Origin of the sequence: uncultured Thiodictyon sp., assembly GCF_903946935.1 — a bacterium.
GTDB lineage: Bacteria > Pseudomonadota > Gammaproteobacteria > Chromatiales > Chromatiaceae > Thiodictyon.
On record NZ_CAJAXH010000044.1, the window covers coordinates 1 to 2059 of the forward strand.

The following is a 2059-nucleotide window of genomic DNA, read 5'->3' on the forward strand; positions in this document are numbered from 1 at the left end:
CTGGGCACTGCCGCGGGGTGTGGGTGCCCCGGCGCTCTGTACCGCAATCGCGGCCAGGAGGAGCAGCACGGAGCCGCCCGCACCCCAGGCCACCACACGCTGGACGCCGGGCGAAAGGGAGGCCCATCGGCTCTTGAGATTCATCACCGGGGTGTCCCGCTCGGGTCAGTCGCGACGGCCCCTTCCTGGAGCACCAGAAAGACCTCGGTTTCCTGCCCCGGCGCCAGGGCCTTCAACGGCCAGGCGCCGACCGCCGCGACGATCCCCTTGTCCAGGTCGCAGGCCGACTCGTTGGCCGGCACGGTGCCGGTGCCGGTATTGCGCACGCCGAGCGTCAGCACGCTGGCAGTCGCCCCCTGGATCAGCTGTGTCCTGGTGATCTTGAGCCCTGGGCCGCAGTGCGCCTTCGGACCGTTACCCTTCACCTGGAATCCGGCCGGCAGCCGCCGCTGCGCCATGGCCCGCAACAGGTCGGTCAAGGCGGCGACATAGGGGGTGCTGCCGTTGCCCTCCCCCGCGGCACCCGGCAGCGACGCCGATTTGCCGCCCTCGGGTCCGGAGCCGCTCGCGCCCTTGCCGCGGTAGCCGGGGACGGTCAGGTGGATCTCACGCGGGGGCACGTACCGCGGGGCCAGGGTGAGCGACAACGCCAGGTCATTGCTCTGCCCGTCGCTGATGTACAGGGACACGGGTTCCTCGGTCGACGTGGCCACGTAGACCACATGGCCATCGACGCTGGTACTGGCCGCCGAGACGGTCCGCACCACCGGGTTCGCGAAGGGCGTGACGATACGGTTGAGGTGGTCGATGGCGATCTCGATCAAGGCCGTGGTGCCCGGGGTGATGCTGACGTTGCGGGGTCCCAGCTCCATGGCGACGGATGGGGCCTGACCTGCCGACGGCCCCATGGCGACGCGCAGGAAACCGCCACGGCGCTCGGGGGCGCTGCTGGTCCGGCGGGCGGCCAGGTCGAGTCCGCCGACCTGGCGGATGGTCGGTGCGCCTCCCGGGGAACTTTCCCCGGTCCCGGCCGGGTCGGCGCGGGGTCCCGCCGCCGTGGTACGGACATCCAACAGGTCGCAGGCGACCCGCGGGATCGCCGCCCCGGGGTCAGGCTCCGGCGCGGCCTGAGCGGTGCCGAGCGCGAGTGAGACGCACAGGGCGAGCAGGGTCGGTTGACGGGTCATCGCGGGCTCCCTTGGGTGGCGCCGAGGCGCGGCTCCCCGGGATAGGAATCCAGGAAGACCACGACCGGACGGTAGTTCTTGAACTCGACGCGCAGGGCATAGGTGCGTGCCTTGTTGACCGGCTTGGCGGCCGGTCCGCTGGTCACATGGGTGCCGGTGATGTAGATCGTGCCGCTGGCCGGGTCCCGGCTGATCTCCCGCGGCTCAAAGGCCAGACTGACCTTTTCGCGACGAATCTCCGCGACCTGGGCGTCCAGCACGCGCAGCACCTCGACCCGCAGCGCCGGTGCCAGCAGTGGCTCCAGGGCCTTGGTCAGGAATTCAGCATTGGTGGGGGTGACGTTGCCGAGCAGCTCGGCAACGAACAGCGCCCAGGCCTCCCGGACCTCCTGACTGGCGGAGGAGCGGGCGACCGACACCTCCCCTTCCAGCACCGGCGGCACCAACACCACGGTGCGATCAGTCTGGTTGATGGTCACCGCCAACACGCAGTTCACGCCGATAAGCAGCAGGATGAGCAGGCGGTTGACCCGGTTCTCCAGCGTCAGCCCGGCCCAGGTGGCGAGAAATCGCTGGAGGTTCATGGTAGCCACCGCCGACAGAATGGATTGGGGGTGGTACGCCCACGCAGGGGCAGCAGGCCGTACCAATAGAGGAAGTGCAGTGCGTGCCCATCGGGGCGCCGCTCGCGGTACTTGGAATACAGGCGCACCAGGAGGACGCCCAGGACAATCAGTTTGAACATCGTCCCGGGACTGCCGGTGAAGATCCCGATGACCAGACACAGGACGATCGGGACGAGATCATCGACGCGCCACAGCAGGATCAGCGGTGGATCGTCGATGTACTTGGGGATTTCGGTTGGGTCAGCC

Annotated in this window: 3 protein-coding genes; all 3 read right to left on the bottom strand. The window is 69.1% G+C overall.

Going from position 1 to position 2059, the window contains the following annotated elements:
- Positions 1-143: 143 nt before the first annotated feature.
- Positions 144-1187, bottom strand: a complete 1044-nt coding sequence (locus QZX93_RS04705) for a type-F conjugative transfer system secretin TraK (RefSeq protein WP_295387711.1) — start codon at positions 1185-1187, stop codon at positions 144-146.
- A complete protein-coding gene (locus QZX93_RS04710; protein ID WP_295387715.1) occupies positions 1184-1771 on the bottom strand; it encodes a TraE/TraK family type IV conjugative transfer system protein in 588 nt (195 codons plus the stop codon). The genes QZX93_RS04705 and QZX93_RS04710 overlap by 4 nt, the downstream gene beginning before the upstream one ends.
- Positions 1768-2059: type IV conjugative transfer system protein TraL (gene traL / locus QZX93_RS04715; protein ID WP_295387718.1), on the bottom strand; the 292-nt coding region annotated here is incomplete at its 5' end. The genes QZX93_RS04710 and traL, both read right to left, overlap by 4 nt.